The organism is uncultured Alloprevotella sp., assembly GCF_963536905.1.
In the GTDB taxonomy this organism is placed as follows: Bacteria; Bacteroidota; Bacteroidia; order Bacteroidales; family Bacteroidaceae; genus Alloprevotella.
In genome coordinates, this window is record NZ_CAUTBW010000010.1 from 43,335 (window position 1) to 59,295 (window position 15,961).

A 15,961-nucleotide genomic window follows, 5' to 3' on the forward strand; every position below is an offset into this window, starting at 1 on the left:
ATATCCTTATTGCGTCAGCTGACACAATAAGGATGTCAGCTGATTTCCTTATTGTATTTTCAAATACAATAAGGAAATTTTTAGATAGAATAGGAGTATCGTAATCCCCTCTTTATACATCAATAAATAGCCAGTAAAATAGGGTTCAAACCATTGAGTAAAACGAGCATTGATAGGCTCTTTTTCCTCCACTCTATCTAAAGTCTATTGACAAAGTCAATAAATGTCTTTATTTACTCTGAAGGATAATTATACTTCTCACGTTCTCTCCCCTCTTTTGTTTTGTGTGCATCAAAATGATACTTAAATGTCAACGAAACAAAATGGTTCATAGTGCCATAGATGGTTTCAGTACGACTATAAGCAGATACATCTGTGAAGAAAAGACGTCGCTGATTGAGAATATCATCGACCGAGAGTGTGAGATGAGCCTTCCCATGTAAGAATCCCCAATCTATGTTGGAATCCCAGATAAAGCGTGGACGATTCATGGCAGGAACGACATAGCCATGATAACCTTGAACTCGGAAATTGGTTTGAAATGTCCAGTTGGGTATTTTATAACGAGCTGTGAAATTCGCAAAATAGGACCCCAAGCGATTATTGTAGTTGAATGTCTCACTATTGTTGCGATAGCTAAAAGAATAAGAGCTAGCCAACTCTAAGAGCAATTTTTGGCTTTCATAAACCAAATTGGGGCGGAAACTAAACTGCGTTTGCTGAGAACGATTCAAAGCAGAGATAGGTGCCAGAGGAGTAGCCGTTAGATAACCATAGCTACGAATCAGAGAAACACTGCTTCTTCCGCCCATTGTGAAATAGTCCGACAAAGCACGCTGATAACTGCCGCCGAACACCCACTCATAACCTCCGCGTACATTGATGGGACGAGAGCGATAGACTCCCGTTGTAGAGTCGTAAGAAAAGAGAGTCCCGATAGGATTCACAAAGCGTCGGTAATCAGCCGTGAACTGAAAACTCTGTACAGAACGGGCAATATTTCCTAAAAACGAAAGCGAAACATGGTGAGTGTAACTATCTTTCAAGTTCGGGTTGCCTTCCGTGATATACAGCGGATTTGAAGTGTCCACCCAAGCTATTTGGCTAAGTTGGTCTGCGGGAGTAGCAGAGTATTCATAGCCCCCCTTCAACGTGACTCCTTTTCGAATTTTCCATTGTACAAAAAATTCTGGTTTAACATACCAATCACGACGTGTGGAAGTAGTATCCACTCTTCCACGCAAATAGTTAAGTTGACGGTGCAGATTCTGTACTTCGAGAGATGGAAAGAATTGGAAATTGGCCACATTCCACGTTGCGTCAAGACTGATTTTCTGCGAATTGCCGATATCGCGACGACGATAAGAATTATTCACGTCACGAACCCGATTAAGAGAATCATGAGGAAAGGGAGACAAACCATCATAAGAGGGCAAATCGCTCAGCCTATAAAGATCCTCACGAACAAAACCACGCTCATGGTCATACTCATACTTCGCTGAAAGTCTACAATTACGCCCGAACCAACGCTCATAGCTTACAAACGCTTCTAGGTTTGAAGAATGAGATGGAGTGCGCCCATATTGTACCTCGCTAATAGGAGCACGCGACACATAGGATATGTCGCGATTGAGCAACTCACGAACAACTCCGCTCTTACCTCCTGCATTCATACCAATTTCCAGCTGACTCTTGTCGGCAAAGAAATGTGTCCATTTAAATTTTCCCTGTACGCTTGACGCATCCTCGCGCGTAGTTTGCCGCGTGTCAGAGTTGACCGTTCTTATGACCAATAGTGCTGGAAGACTGGAATGCAAAGGATTATCGACAAGCGAATAAGGGTCGGCACTATAAACGCCATAAAGCGTATTATCAACATGATTTTCTTTACTATATCCCGCTTCAAACGAATAGGACAAAGAGTTGGCTGAATCTGGATTCCATTCACCTTCCAACATAAACTTAGGGTCAAAGACATTCTTACGCACATAGTGGTCAGTTAACTGGAAAGTTCTATCTTGGTTAGGAAAGAATGTTTCTTCAGTTTTATGCGTATTCTGCCAAGTATCCGTCCGGCCGATATTCAGAAAAGGAGAAATATAACTAGCCTGAGAGTCCTCTCCTTTTTGATGTTTATAGCCCAAAGCACCAAAGAGCTGTCGGCCAAAAGGAGAGTAAGAACCTGTCATTGAATTGCTAAAACTTTTTTCCAATACATGATTTGCCAAATTATCCCAGTTGAACACTGCTAAGACAGGGTCATGGATTGAAAGATAAGTGGCATCAAGATTCACCTGCGCCCGTTTGGGCGTTTGCCCTGTTAAAGAAGCCGTGCCATACCACTTATCAAGGAAACCAGGCTTAATAGTAATATCGAGAACATGATCTTCCGCTCCATCGTCCTTACCTGTGCGTTCCTTCATTTTTGAGGCTTTGTTATAAGCCTTGATATTCTCAACAGCTTCTACTGGCAACTGCTGCGTCAGCAAATCATTGTTGGCCATCATAGGTTGCCCATTCATCAAAATGCGAATGGGCTTATCCATCCAGTAGAGTTGCCCGTCTTTGATGGTAACTCCCGGTAGCTTCTTTATGAGTTCTTCTAAACGAGCACCTTCACTGAGGTTGAAAGCTGCAGGATTGAACACAACTGTATCTCCACGCATTGTAAAACGCTTTGCATGACCTTGAACCACAGCACTCTTCAATAAAACATCGGAAGGATCTATGGCAATATCACCAATGTGTATCGTATCATTTCCTCCTAAATCACCCGCTACAAATCGCCGAATAGTAGTTTTATATCCCACCATTGTAGCGCGGAGCGTGGCCATACCCATTGCGTCCGTAGAGAAGTTTCCCAAACTATCAGTCATAGTATTTATCACGAAACTCATTCTATCCACTTTCGATTCAACAGCCACAACTGCTTCCTCTAAAGGTTGCTTGGTCAAGGCATCAATCACTCGGCCGACGACAACATCTGCAGCAACTGGCACAGATAGCATGGCCAACAGCATTACCATAAAGATTTTTCGTGAAGTTTTCATAGACTTTTGTTTTGCGCAAATGTAAGTTTTTTTTTAAGCAAAACAAGAATTCTAATAAAAAAGATAGAATAGAATTACATTTATCTGTATAAATGCACTAATATATATCGTGAAGGACAACAGACAGAAGGACTAACTTTCGTGCCAGAAATCCCACGCCACAAGGGCTTGAACATGGAGCATCTCAAGGCCATTCTTCACCACAGCTCCATGGGCTGCTCCGCGAGTCATAAACTGAGTTTGCTCGGGATTATAAACCAAATCGTAAAGAAGGTGTTGAGGAGTAAGCGAAGCGTAAGGAATGGCAGGTGCCTCATCTATGTGCGGAAACATTCCAACAGGAGAGCAGTTAACAATAACGGTATGCTCAGCCATAATATTCGGAGTAAGTTCTTCATAAGTCAGCTGCCCAGGTTTCTTACTCCTGCTGACGAAAGTAGAGGAAATGCCGAGTTGCTGAAGACCATACACAACAGCTTTAGAAGCTCCGCCTGTTCCAAGAATCAGTGCCCGTTTGTGAGAAGGATTGAGCAGCGGAGCTATTGAACGACTAAAGCCTACAACATCACTATTGTAGCCGTACAGATGAGTACCATCGGCATCGTGGCTTACACGAATGACATTGACTGCTCCAATGGCTTTGGCCTCTTCCGAGATTCTGTCGAGCATTGGCAGGACGGCTTGCTTGTGAGGTATAGTGACGTTCAAACCTCTCAACTGCGGATCTTGAACGATGTCTAACAAATCCTCAGCCTTGACAATTTCATAGTTCGTATAAACAGCTGCAATGCCTTCTTTCTCAAATTTCTCTGAAAAGAAACGAGCAGAAAAGGAATGTCCCAAAGGATAACCAATCAAGCCGTAGTGCTCCGTCATTTCGTTGCAGTATAGAGAGTGCTCAAACCAAAGGTGAAGCGCTTAAATCGAACGTCCTTAAAACCTGCTTTTTGCAGAATCTTCTGCATTTCCTCGCCTTGCGGGAATGCCTCCATCGAAGCGGGGAGATAGTGATATGCCTTTGTATCTTTTGATATGAACCGCCCAACCAGCGGCATGAGTACGTGAGAATACAATCCGAACACTTGCTTCATCGGGAAAGAATGAGGCGTAGTGAGTTCGATGATAACAAGGCGGCCACCTTCTCTAAGAACCCGGTGCATCTCACAAAGTCCACGGTCGAGATCCTCAAAGTTTCGGACACCATAAGCCACCGTCACAGCATCGAAAGCATTGTCGGGCAAAGACAGGTTCATACAGTCTTCCTTTTGAAACTTTATAACGTCAGAAAGGCCTGCTTCTGCAATTTTGCGACGTCCCACTTCCAACATTCCTTCACTAAGATCCACACCCAAAAGCTGCTCTGGCTTTAACCGACGAGTAGCCAGCAAAGCAAAATCTCCGGTTCCTGTTGCCACATCAAGAATCTGCTTGGGAGCATAAGGCAAAAGAGTATCAATAGCTGTATTGCGCCAATAGCGATCAAGGCCTAATGATAAGGAGTGATTAAGAAGATCATAAGTAGGAGCTATATTATCAAACATTTTCTCTACTTGTTCACCTTTTCGACCTTCTTCACTGTAGGGTTTTATCTTCTCTTGGTTATACATCTTCTTTAGAATGCGTTTTAGAATAGAGACAATAAAAAATTAGAAAAGATTACGAGATGCGAGCAATGGGTGTATGAGAACAAACTCCATGCCTCGCACCTCGTAAGCTTATGAATATAATTATAAGAAGGGAGTTATTTCAAGTAGGCTGCAACATTTTGCTCAATACGTTCTGCAAGACCTTCGCTCTCGTCACCTTCAAACTTCTCGCCTGTAATGTGCTCGTAGAGCTCTATATAGCGTTCACTAATACTACGAACAATTTCGTCCGTCATTTCGGGAACTTGTTGTCCTTCCTTACCCTGGAAACCATTTTCCATTAACCATTCACGAACAAACTCCTTAGAGAGTTGCTTCTGAGGCTGACCTGCTTCAAAACGCTCTTCATAGCCTTCACTATAGAAATAGCGAGAAGAGTCGGGAGTATGGATTTCGTCCATCAAATAAATCTCTCCATTGTGAAGTCCGAATTCATATTTCGTATCTACGAGAATCAAACCGCGCTTTGCCGCAATCTCACTACCACGTTTAAACAACGCCATAGTATATTTCTCCAAGACAGCATATTCTTCAGGCGTTGCTAGACCACGAGCCAGAATCTCTTCCTTAGAAATATCTGCATCGTGCTCCCCTATCTCAGCCTTGGTAGTAGGAGTAATGATTGGCTCTGGAAATTTTTGGTTCTCTTTCATACCGTCAGGCAGACGAACACCGCAAATCTCACGAACACCACTCTTATAGGTACGCCAAGCACTACCGCAGAGATATCCACGAACAATCATTTCAACGGGAAAGCCTTTACAAAGAACGCCAGCCGTAACCATAGGATCGGGAGTGGCTAACTTCCAGTTGGGACAAATATCCTTAGTGGCATCTAAGAACTTTGCCGCAATCTGATTGAGAACTTGCCCCTTAAAAGGAATACCTTTGGGAAGTATGACATCGAAAGCAGAAATGCGATCCGTTGCAATCATTACCAACTGCTCGTTGTTAATGTTATAAACGTCACGAACCTTTCCGTGGTAAACTCCCTTCTGACCTGGGAAGTTAAAATCAGTTTTTGTTAAAGCATTCATTTTGTTTATAGATTTTTTGTTGACTTTCCTGTTGTCGGCAGCAAAGCCAACAGCAGAATTGTCTTGTTAGCTTTTTGGAGTTAAAGATGAAGCAGATTGAGACTTTACTTCACGTTTTATTTTTTGTTCTTTTTCGTCGGACTCATAGGCTTCAACAATGCGCGTGACAAGCTTATGGCGTACGATATCCTTCTTTGTCAACTCTATAAATGCGATACCAGGAATTCCTTTGAGGATGCGCTGCGCTTCCTTCAGACCGCTTTTCTGACTCAGCGGTAGATCTATCTGCGTTAAATCGCCTGTAACAATCATCTTAGTATCTTTGCCCATACGGGTAAGAAACATTTTTATTTGAGCAGTTGTCGTATTCTGCGCTTCATCAAGAATCACTATCGCGTCATTCAGCGTTCGCCCACGCATAAAGGCTAGAGGGGCAATTTGAATAACATTCGTATCCATATATTCTTGCAACTTTGCAGCGGGAATCATCTCTTGCAGAGCATCATAAAGCGGTTGGAGATATGGATCTATCTTTTCTTTCATATCGCCAGGTAAGAAACCTAACTTCTCTCCAGCTTCCACAGCAGGACGGCTCAAGATGATTTTACGAATAGACTTATTCTTAAGCGCACGCACAGCCAAGGCTATAGCTGTATATGTCTTACCTGAACCAGCCGGCCCAATGGCGAATAGCAAATCATTCTTGCTGAAATTTTCAACAAGCTTGCGTTGATTTTCAGAACGAGCCGTAATGGGACGTCCGCCTGTACTGTAAACTATTACATCCTCTGCAATCTCATTCTTGGTCGTCTCACCACGAGTTATATCTATGATGTTTTCTTCTGTGAGGGTGTTGAACTTAACACAATGTTCAATAAGCGCTTGAAAAGTTTCTTCAAAGGCAACCATTTCTACTTCATCCCCCATCACTTTTAGGATATTGTCACGTCCTATTATACGAAGCTTAGGATGAAGTGCCCTTATCAAGCGTAAATTAGCATTTCCTGCACCATAAAATACTACAGGATCAGCCTCTTCGATAACGTAATGTTTCTCTATCAAACTGGTAGTGAATTAATAAAGACTCCACGACAAGATGCCATATAGGAGCATATATTATTTTCCTGCAAAAATAATGAAAGCAAAGCATAATCCCACGTTTTTTAGTACTTTTGTTAGCGACAAAATCAAACGCTATTAGCAAATAAACATATGCGATTCACTCGACTTCACTTTCTGGGCTCATTCTTCACTATTGTCTTTATACTTCTCATCGTTAAATGCACTAATCCGAATCTTACTCTTTCGTATAGCCTTCATACGGTAGATTCTGTTCTCTATTCTTACAGAACAGGAAAGACAGATTCCATTTTAGTGCAAAGTGCAAAAGTGGACTCTATTTTCCTCCGCCCACGTGCACATATAAAACTGATGACAAAAGATGGACAACCTGTGAAGAATCGCGTGGTCAGTGTACCAACCTTTGCAGATGCATTTCCAGACATGAACGATGTGCAGTTAGCTACAGCCCAACGATTAGGATTGGCTAGTGTCATTGCTAATCGCTCAGAAGCAATAAAACACTCAGATAAGCTGGTTTATATTGGCGACAATCCTTTCTACAAAGTTGAACGTCTACATCAATCTATTCCCTATCTTGTTCCCCGTGCAGCTACATTACTCAATGAAATTGCGCGCTCCTTTATAGATTCTTGCGCAAGTAAAGGCGTAGGATTCCATAAGATTGTTATCACCTCCGTCACAAGAACACGAGAAGATGTAGAAAGATTGCGGCGATTCAATTCGAATGCATCCGAACAAAGTTGCCACCAATATGGAACTACTTTCGATATTGGCTACAACAAATTTGAACGTGTGAATGATCCTGATGGAACGCAACGTCCCACAGAATGGGGAACGCGCTTAAAGAGTATCTTAGCCGAAGTTCTTAACGACCAACGCAAATTGGGAACCTGCTACATAAAATACGAGTACCGCAAACCATGCTTTCACATAACGTGCCGATAAGCCTTGATTAAGACTATCTAAAATTTCACCAAATAGTAATAAAACACAATAAAGATCTTCGAAAATATCCTTATTGCGTTTTAAAACACAATAAGGACGCCAGCTGACATCCTTATTCCTTTCGCCAATATCCTTATTGTATTTAGTGAAATAAATGGTATATAAAATTTTGGCTGTTTATAGGCATCGTAGATAATTCTTTTCTACAGAGTTATTACTTTTATGAACAGCTATTATCATAAGAAACGACAGGCCTACAAAATGTAGACCTGCCGCTAATTAGAACTATTTTTTAGTTGAAAAGATCTTCATTAGATTCTTTGTCTTTCTTCGTTTTCTGTATCCCATTTTTCTGCGAAGAGACGGTCGTATGCGATGAACTACTTTGTACTTCATCTGTTCGCGAAGTAACAGAAGGTTCTTCTCTCATATCACCCTCTCCTCCCATCAAATCATCGGCAGAAGAATTTAAGCTATCTGATGCATGATGAGAAGAAAGAGAATCAGCATGATTATTAGAAGGAGCTGAGAAATTGAAATCACCGCCATAGGTAGCAGGATCTACAGTTTCGGGGGTTGGTGCATAACGTTGTCTGTACTTCTGACCTAGGTCCGCATCTGCCAAGACTTTTTGCATAAAGAGACCTACAATAGGAAGAGCAGTTCGACTACCTTGCCCTAAAGCTCCAGTCCGGAAGTGTATACAACGATCTTCCGCTCCAACCCAAGCTCCACAAACAAGGCCCGGCGTAACTCCCACAAACCAAGCATCAGAGTGATTGTTAGAAGTACCCGTCTTGCCACCTGCATCTATCTGTTTGCTCCATAAAGCACTACCTAAGTAGCTTTGGAAAGATTGCGAAGTTCCGCCAGAATCCATCATGCCGGCCTCCAACATTTTTTGCATATAGAAAGCTGCTTTCCACGGAAGAGCTTGTACAGGTTTCGGTTCTGCTTCGTAGACTACATCACCATCTTGATTCACTATTTTTGTAACCAAAGTGGGTTCTATATAGGCACCATTATTAGCAACAGCACTATATGCCCCAACAATTTCTTCCAACTTTACATCGCTTGCACCCAAAGCCAACGCAGGAGTATCATCCAGAGGAGATTTTACACCCAAATCTTGGGCAGTACGAATTACCTGTGGAATACCCACATCTTGCCCTAAACGTACAGCTACTGAATTGATACTCCGGGCAAAAGCCGTGCGTAAGGGCATATCAACACCTGAGAAACGACCATTAGCATTTGTAGGACGCCACACGGTATTTTCCTTCTTAATTTTATCGTAGACAGTCATCTCAATCATCTCATCTCTGCGAGTATCTGCAGGCGTAAGACCTTGCTTCATTGCCGTAGCATAAACGAAGAGCTTAAAAGTAGAACCAGGTTGGCGCATAGATACAACTTTATCATACTGCCAAGTCTTGTAATCTATATCACCCACCCAAGCACGTACATATCCCGTTTGCGGCTCCATAGCCATAAAACCTGCGTGCATAAAACGGACCATATATTTCAAAGAATCTACTGTTGACATGATTCGTTCCTCAGAGCCATTATAAGTAAAGAGTTTTACTTTATGTGGCTTATTAAGATAATAGTTTACCGAATCTGGATCGTTGGGATAACGAGCAGCCAGCTGCTTGTAGACATTTTCTTTTTTCAAACGGTCCTCGATAAAATTTGGAATAATATTACCATGTTCATCACGCCAGGGATCTTGCCCGCGCCAATGGTTATCGAAGTTGTTTTGTACAGTTTTCATTTGCTGCTTAACAGCTTCTTCCGCATATTTCTGCATACGCGTATCCAGCGTAGTATAGATTTTTAGACCATCTGTGTAAGGATCCACATCAGGACACTTTTCTTTAATATAATCGGCTACGGCATCGCGGAAATAGAGAGCTTGTCCATCAAGAGCACTCTCTACACTGAAGTCCAATTTTAATGGAAGTTTTTTCAGTGAATCAGCTTCTTGACGCGATAAGAAGTTGTGAGTATACATATTCTCCAACACAACATTTCTGCGTGACTTACTTCGCTCAGGATTTGTACGAGGATTATAAGCAGTAGTTGCTTTCAACATTCCCACTAATACTGCAGCTTCTTCAGTCTTCAGTTTAGCAGGAGTTGTATTAAAGTAGGTCTTAGCAGCAGTTTTTATACCAAAAGCATTTGAGCCAAAATCTACAGTATTTGCATACATTCGAAGGATGTCTTGCTTAGAGTTGGTCATCTCAATCTCTGTTGCAATAATCATCTCCTTACTCTTCATAATGAGGATACGAACACCTGGAATTTTACCAAGTAGACCTGTACCATATTCTGAGCGTACTTTAAACATATTCTTCACCAACTGCTGCGTGATTGTTGAAGCACCGCGGGCATTACCTCGCGTAGCATCTTTGGCAGCAGCCAGCATCCCTTGAAAATCTATGCCGTGGTGCTCATAAAAACGTTCATCCTCTGTAGAAATCAAAGCCTTGAAAAATACAGGATTGATATCTTTATACTCTACAGGCATACGATTTTCACTAAAGAATTTACCTATTACCTTTCCATCAGAACTGTAGATTTCGGAAGCCATTGCTGTTTTAGGGTGCATAATCTCACTTAGCGAAGGTGACTTGCCAAAAAGCCAGAAAAGATTAAAAGTGACCGCGAAAACATAAAAGAAGAGAAAGGCAATAGAAGAAGAAATTACCACAATGGTTTTCTTCCACCATGGCTGGTCTTTGTATAAGCTTTTATACCAGCTCCAAAAACCTTTCAACTTGCGGATACACCAACGAAAAGGACGAAGGAGAGTATTCAATAAAGACTTTTTATTTTCTGACATATCTCAATACATTATTAATGTGCAAAAATACGGTAACAAAGCCGTACCGGCAAAGATTTAGACATTTTTATACGCAGCCACTATATCATGCAATCGATCACAAATCGAGTGTTCTTCAGGATGGAACCAATAAATACTTTCATCACGCTTGAACCATGTGAGCTGCTTTTTGGCATAAACGCGTGTATTCTTACGCATTCTGTCGAGAGCAAAATCCAGTTCCCATTCTCCATCCAAATAATTGAACAATTCCTTATATCCCACTGTATTCAATGAGTTACAATTACGAAAAGGTAGTACACGCTGCACTTCATCCAAAAGTCCCTCACCCATCATTGCAGAGACGCGGTGATTTATTCTATCAAACAATTCTGGACGTGGGCGATTCAACCCAACCTTTATAATATTGAAGGGACGCAGCTTCTTTTTGCCCGTGCGAAAAGAAGTGAAAGTATGCCCCGTTTGGTAACAAATCTCTAGGGCGTGCAACACACGTGCAGTATTTTTCCGATCCACGCGGTCGTAATAAGCAGGATCAAGCAAGCGTAACTCGGAAACCAAAGTTTCCAAGCCCTCCGCTTCATAACGAGAACGCACCATTTTGCGCGTTTCATCCGTCACTGTTGGAATGTCATCAATGCCATTGCAAACGGCGTCGATATACATCATTGAGCCCCCACTCATAACGATAACCTCCTGCTGTTCAAAAAGTTGAGAAAGCAATTTTAGTGTATCGACCTCATATTGTGACGCGCTGTAGTAATCCTCCAAACCAAGTGTACCAACAAAATAGTGTTTCACTCGTTCTAGCTGGTCAGGAGTGGGAGCAGCTGTACCTATGGGGATATCACGATAAAACTGGCGACTATCTGCGCTAATAATACAGGAACCGAACTGCTCTGCAATTCGCAAAGACAATTCGGTTTTTCCTACGCCCGTAGGCCCCAAAATGACTATAAGAGTTTTCAATAGGGCTGTCCGTCGCTTATTTCGAATCCCTCCAAATCGAGTTCATCATCATTAAATTGTGGTCCTTCTGCACCAAAGAGCACATCATCTTCTACTTCTCCTGCTCCAGCAGTAGCGGTTTTAGGAGCTGGCATAGAGAAATCCAACTCCGCTATTTGCTGCGGAGCAGTTCCTTTGGAACGTACGACCTTGGGGTGACTCAAATTCGTTCCTGGAATCTCTTCGCAAACCGTAGCATAAAACATCCGGTCTGAAAAAGGATCAAAAACAAAGACAAGGCGTTGTCCTTCATCCTCCAAGAACTCACTAAGGCGCGTGTTCTCCATGACATAGACATCCTCATCAGCACTAGATGCACCCATGTCCTCACGTGTCACTTGCTGCCCGCGTTCCCATTCTTCATCACACAAATAGAAGGAGGTCATCTGATCGTCTGGATAATTACAGGAAGCAAGTATCGCTTTATTCAAATCGAGGAACGTTGCATCGCTATCAATTTCAAACTCACGTAAGAAACCTTCAACCTCGTCTGAGATAAATTTTATTTTTAAAATCATACCTTATTAGCACTATTGAAAGAACAGTCTTTAGTCAGCAATAATACCCCGCTGTGAACTGCTGCAAAAATCCACAATATAATCTACTTCTTTGCAGCCACCGAGGGTTTCACGCACTTCTTCAAGGCGTTCTTTCATCAATTTGTCACTATCGTAAATAATCTTGTAAGCCTTATGCACCTTTTCGATAACTTCTGAAAAAAATCCTCTACGACGAAGTCCCACAAGATTCAGACCGCAATACTTTATAGGTTCTCGAGCAGCCATGGTGAAAGGAGGTATATCCTGACTTGTACGAGAACCGCCACCCACCATCACATAACTACCAATGCGGCAGAACTGATGTACGAGAACATTCGCAGACAAAATAGCAAAGTCATCAATGACAACCTCACCTGCAAGTTTTGTGGAGTTTCCGATAATACAACCGCTGCCTACAAAGACATCATGAGCCACGTGCATTCCCTCCATCAGCAGATTATTACTGCCTACCACAGTCTTGCCCTTCGCAGCTGTTCCGCGATTGATGGTAACATTTTCACGAATTGTATTATTATCACCAATTTCAGCAGTAGTTTCTTCACCACGAAACTTCAAGTCTTGGGGAACAGCACCGAGTACTGCACCAGGAAAGACCACGTTTCCACTTCCCATCCGCGTGCCGTAGAGCAATGTAACGCTATTCATCAAACGATTATTATCGCCAATAACGACATTCTTATCAATAAAGCAGAAAGGTCCTATTTCACAGTTCTCTCCAATTTTAGCCTCGGGATCGACGTAAGCCAAAGGACTTATCTTATTTGCCATAGCTATTCAATGATTATTTATTTTCAACAAGTTGAGCCGTAAACGATGCTTCCATAACAGCTGTTTCGCCCACAAATACAAAGCCATGCATTGATGCAATACCATGACGAATAGGGGCTGTCATACGCACCTTGAAAAGCAGCGTATCACCGGGTACAACCTTTTGGCGGAATTTTACACCATCTATCTTCAAGAAATAAGTACTACATTTCTCTGGATCTTTCATTGTGTTCAGCGTGAGCAAACCGCCTGCTTGAGCCAAGGCTTCGATTTGCAAAACACCAGGCATAACAGGCTCTTGGGGGAAATGACCTTGGAAGAAAGGCTCATTACTTGTAACATTCTTAACAGCCACAATATAGTCGGAACCCATTTCAATGACTTTGTCCACCAACTGCATCGGATAGCGATGTGGTAGCAAAGCACGAACACGATTGATATCCATCAATGGTGCTTGATTTGGGTCGTATTTCGGAGCTTGTACTTCGTGCTTGCGAATTTCTCGACGCATCTGTCGTGCAAACTTATTATTGATGGTATGACCAGGTTTGGTAGCAATAATTCTACCTTTCAGCGGGCGACCAATCAGTGCCATATCACCAATGATGTCCAACAATTTATGGCGAGCGGGTTCATTGCGCCATTCAAGCGGGCGGCGCTGTATATAACCTAACTTCGTTGCGTCACGATGATCCACATGGAGATTGTCGGCCAAGAGGTCGAGCGCACCTTGTTCCATAGGTGTTTCATAGATAACAACGGCGTTGTCCAAATCTCCCCCTTTGATAAGTCCCATCTTGAGCAGCGGCTCTATTTCTCGAACGAAAACAAAGGTGCGAGCAGGAGCTATCTCCTTTCCGAAATCTTCCATATTATCGAGCGTGGCAAACTGGCTGCCAATAAACTCTGAATCGAAAGAAATCATAGCCGTCAGAGAGAATTGCTCATCGGGCAGAATGATGATGCTAGAACCTGTTTTGTCATCGCGGAACTCTATCTTACGTTTGATAACAAAGAAATCTTTCTCTGCATTCTGCTCTTCAACACCCACTTTCTGGATATTGTCCATATAGATTTCCGCACTACCATCGAGGATAGGAAACTCTGGTCCGTTCACCGATATAAGGCAGTTGTCAATACCACTGGCATACAAGGCGGCCATGGCGTGCTCAATCGTGGAGCAACGAGCCTCACCTTTCGCAATAACTGTACCACGAGAGGTATCTACCACATTTTCGGCAATGGCTTCAATGAGTGGTTCTCCTGGTAAATCGATACGCTGAACTTTATATCCGAAATTCTCTGGAGCAGGATTGAACGTCACGGTCAGGTTTAGACCTGTATGAAGTCCTTTCCCGAAAAGAGAAAAACTTCCTTTGAGAGTTTTTTGCTTAAACATAGTCTATACGTTTCATTTATTTTCGAAAGCACGCTTCAGATCGTTCACGTCCTTCCACAATTCGGGGAGATTCTTGAATACTGCTGAACAACGGGCAAACTGGCGAGCATCCATTGCAGGCGAGCCAATAATAACCTGATCTGATTTACGCACTTTTCCTGCAATGCCAGCTTGTGCTCCGCTACGAGTGCGATCGGCTATCTCTATATGACCAGCAATGCCAACCTGTCCGCCAAACATACACCACTGGCCTATCTTGGTTGAGCCGGCTACTCCCACTTGAGCCGACATCACTGTGTTTTCACCAATATCGCAATTATGAGCAATTTGAACAAGATTATCAAGCTTCACGCCCTTGCGCACATAGGTTGAACCCATAACGGCACGATCCACACAAGAATTAGCTCCTATTTCGACATCATCTTCAATGATAGCATTACCAATTTGAGGAATCTTCTCATAGCCTCCATCTACCGGAGCAAAACCAAAGCCATCAGAACCGATGCAGCAACCTGAATGAAGAATCACGCGGTTGCCAACATGACAATCGTGATAAACAGACACATTAGGATAGAGAATACAGTTCTCTCCCACTGTTGCACGTTCTTCTACGACAACTCCTGCATAGAGTTGTGAACCATCACCTATAACAACATTTTCGCCTACATAAGCATGTGGCCCTACATAAACATTCTTACCGATTTGTGCCGTTTCTGCTACACAAGCCTGTGGGTGAATGCCTACGCGTGGTTGTGACATCGCTTGCTGATACAACGTCAGCAACCGTGCAACACAAGCACGTGCGTCTTCAACACGTATCAACGTAGCGGTAACAGACTTAGATGGCTTAAAATCTTTATTGACTAATACGACACTGGCTTTCGTGGCGTAGAGATAGTGTTCGTAGTGAATATCAGAGAGAAAAGTAATGGCACCAGGCACACCTTCCTCTATCTTTGCAAACGTAGTTACAACGGCCTTGGGGTCTCCCTCAACCTGTCCCTGCAAATACGCTGCAATCTGCTCTGCATTAAATTCCATAGCGTGATTATAATCTTATAATATGCGAAGATAAAGGAAAGTAAACGAAAATGCAAAAAAGCTTAGTCTTTTCTCATTCCCAAGCTACTTTTCAGTAGCTTCTGTGAAACTTTGAAAGACTAACAGATAAAACTCATTTTTGCTTTTTAAAATCCCACTTCTCCATGTTTAACTTCAAACTACATTCGTTCTCTCTCGGTAATTTCATCCTCCAACATCAAAACATAAATTTCAAGGGCTTAACTTGGAGGAGGAAAGGCACTATTATTTTACAATGTTCTTTTCTATTCTAGAAAATGGAAAAGACATAAAATCCGTCAATGCAATAAAAGAAAAAGAAGAAGAAGATGTTAGTGGCGGATGATCTTCTTTGTTTGAAGGCTAAAGCGACTTGAATACCAATAGTTTTTCAAAATAAAACAAGAAATTTCACTATACAGAAGCCTATTTCCCCTTATCCTATCAACTGATATTATAAGGATGTCAGCTGACTTCCTTATAGCGTTTGAAAATTCCCTTATACCCCAATTCGGTTTAAGAAACGCTCTTTCATGAGTTTCTTAAACTGCACACGCA

12 protein-coding genes are annotated in these 15,961 nt (G+C 42.3%); 1 reads left to right on the forward strand and 11 read right to left on the reverse strand.

The window, feature by feature from the left end; translation table 11 throughout:
- Nucleotides 1–233: 233 nt before the first annotated feature.
- The 5 genes from ABLA33_RS02970 to ABLA33_RS02990 form a co-directional block, all read right to left on the reverse strand.
- Nucleotides 234–3,050, reverse strand: a complete 2,817-nt coding sequence (locus tag ABLA33_RS02970; RefSeq protein WP_347719180.1) for an outer membrane beta-barrel protein — start codon at nucleotides 3,048–3,050, stop codon at nucleotides 234–236.
- A 132-nt stretch (nucleotides 3,051–3,182) separates the two neighbouring features.
- On the reverse strand, nucleotides 3,183–3,926 hold the full coding sequence (locus tag ABLA33_RS02975) for a shikimate dehydrogenase (RefSeq protein WP_347719181.1): 744 nt from the start codon (nucleotides 3,924–3,926) through the stop codon (nucleotides 3,183–3,185).
- Nucleotides 3,923–4,657, reverse strand: a complete 735-nt coding sequence (ubiE, locus tag ABLA33_RS02980; RefSeq protein ID WP_347719182.1) for a bifunctional demethylmenaquinone methyltransferase/2-methoxy-6-polyprenyl-1,4-benzoquinol methylase UbiE — start codon at nucleotides 4,655–4,657, stop codon at nucleotides 3,923–3,925. Before ubiE ends, ABLA33_RS02975 begins: the two co-directional genes overlap by 4 nt.
- Nucleotides 4,658–4,791: 134 nt before the next feature.
- Nucleotides 4,792–5,733: a phosphoribosylaminoimidazolesuccinocarboxamide synthase gene (locus tag ABLA33_RS02985; RefSeq protein ID WP_347719183.1), complete on the reverse strand. Its 942-nt coding sequence runs from the start codon at nucleotides 5,731–5,733 to the stop codon at nucleotides 4,792–4,794.
- Between the two features lie 66 nt (nucleotides 5,734–5,799).
- Nucleotides 5,800–6,795 (reverse strand): PhoH family protein, encoded by a 996-nt coding sequence (locus tag ABLA33_RS02990; RefSeq protein ID WP_347719184.1) that lies wholly within the window; start codon nucleotides 6,793–6,795, stop codon nucleotides 5,800–5,802.
- 150 nt (nucleotides 6,796–6,945) lie between these two features.
- On the opposite strand from ABLA33_RS02990, the gene ABLA33_RS02995 reads away from it, so the two are divergent.
- Entirely contained in the window at nucleotides 6,946–7,761 is an 816-nt protein-coding gene (locus ABLA33_RS02995) for a DUF5715 family protein (protein WP_347719185.1), read from the forward strand.
- A 292-nt stretch (nucleotides 7,762–8,053) separates the two neighbouring features.
- Here the strand turns inward: ABLA33_RS02995 and ABLA33_RS03000 are convergent, their stop codons facing one another.
- Genes ABLA33_RS03000 through lpxD form a run of 6 tightly spaced genes read right to left on the reverse strand, consistent with a single transcriptional unit; the run spans nucleotide 8,054 to nucleotide 15,385 of the window.
- A complete protein-coding gene (locus ABLA33_RS03000) occupies nucleotides 8,054–10,609 on the reverse strand; it encodes a transglycosylase domain-containing protein (RefSeq protein WP_347719186.1) in 2,556 nt (851 codons plus the stop codon).
- A gap of 57 nt (nucleotides 10,610–10,666) precedes the next feature.
- Nucleotides 10,667–11,578 (reverse strand): tRNA (adenosine(37)-N6)-dimethylallyltransferase MiaA, encoded by a 912-nt coding sequence (gene miaA, locus ABLA33_RS03005; protein WP_347719187.1) that lies wholly within the window; start codon nucleotides 11,576–11,578, stop codon nucleotides 10,667–10,669.
- Nucleotides 11,575–12,135, reverse strand: a complete 561-nt coding sequence (locus ABLA33_RS03010) for a hypothetical protein (protein ID WP_311490107.1) — start codon at nucleotides 12,133–12,135, stop codon at nucleotides 11,575–11,577. The genes miaA and ABLA33_RS03010 overlap by 4 nt, the downstream gene beginning before the upstream one ends.
- A 30-nt stretch (nucleotides 12,136–12,165) precedes the next feature.
- Nucleotides 12,166–12,945 (reverse strand): acyl-ACP--UDP-N-acetylglucosamine O-acyltransferase, encoded by a 780-nt coding sequence (gene lpxA / locus ABLA33_RS03015; RefSeq protein WP_347719188.1) that lies wholly within the window; start codon nucleotides 12,943–12,945, stop codon nucleotides 12,166–12,168.
- 13 nt (nucleotides 12,946–12,958) lie between these two features.
- The gene (locus ABLA33_RS03020) at nucleotides 12,959–14,344 is read right to left on the reverse strand and encodes a bifunctional UDP-3-O-[3-hydroxymyristoyl] N-acetylglucosamine deacetylase/3-hydroxyacyl-ACP dehydratase (RefSeq protein ID WP_315091347.1); all 1,386 of its coding nucleotides are present in this window, start codon (nucleotides 14,342–14,344) and stop codon (nucleotides 12,959–12,961) included.
- 12 nt (nucleotides 14,345–14,356) lie between these two features.
- Nucleotides 14,357–15,385, reverse strand: a complete 1,029-nt coding sequence (gene lpxD, locus ABLA33_RS03025; protein WP_347719189.1) for a UDP-3-O-(3-hydroxymyristoyl)glucosamine N-acyltransferase — start codon at nucleotides 15,383–15,385, stop codon at nucleotides 14,357–14,359.
- Between the last annotated feature and the right edge of the window lie 576 nt (nucleotides 15,386–15,961).